Consider the following 544-nt stretch of genomic DNA (forward strand, 5'->3'; position numbering starts at 1 on the left):
TGCTGGTTGTCGTCGGGGGCACTGTGGTTGGGCTGGGAATATGAGGTGTAGGTGAGGTTGTCGTTGTGTGGGTGTTGGTTTGTTTTGTTGGTGGTTGTTTTGGTGGGGGTGGGTGGTGGGTGTTGTTTTGTGTGGGGTGGTTGTGGGTGGGGGTGTTGTTGTTGGTTGTGTTTGTTTTGTTGTGTGTGGTGTGGTGGGGGTTTTTTGGTGTGGTGTTGGTTTTGGTGGGTTTGGTGTTGGGGTTGTTTGTTTTGGTGGTGTTGTTGGGGTTGTGTGTGGGGGGTTGGGGTGGTTGTGTGGTGTGGTTTTTGGGGGTGTTTTGGTTGGGTTGGGTGTGTTTGTTTTTTTGTGTTTGGTGTTGTTGGTTGGTGTTGTTTTTTTGTGTGGGTTTGTTGGTGTTTTGTGTGGGTGGGGGGTTGGTGTTGGGTGGGTGTTGGGGTGGTGGGGTGGTGGGTTTGCTGTTTGGTTTGGTGGTGTTGGTGGTGGTTATTTGTGTGGGTGTGGGTGGGGTGTGTTTTGGGTTGTTTGTTGTGTTTGTGGTGGT

The 544-nt window shown here is 51.3% G+C and carries 1 protein-coding gene; it reads left to right on the plus strand.

Annotation, left to right across the window (positions count from 1 at the left end):
* Window positions 1-51: 51 nt before the first annotated feature.
* The coding region (locus ACTHTY_RS11505) for a hypothetical protein (RefSeq protein ID WP_440367748.1) at window positions 52-544 on the plus strand (493 nt) is incomplete at its 3' end.

It is taken from the genome of Neisseria sp. P0019.S002, assembly GCF_051957155.1.
Taxonomy (GTDB): Bacteria; Pseudomonadota; Gammaproteobacteria; order Burkholderiales; family Neisseriaceae; genus Neisseria; species Neisseria perflava.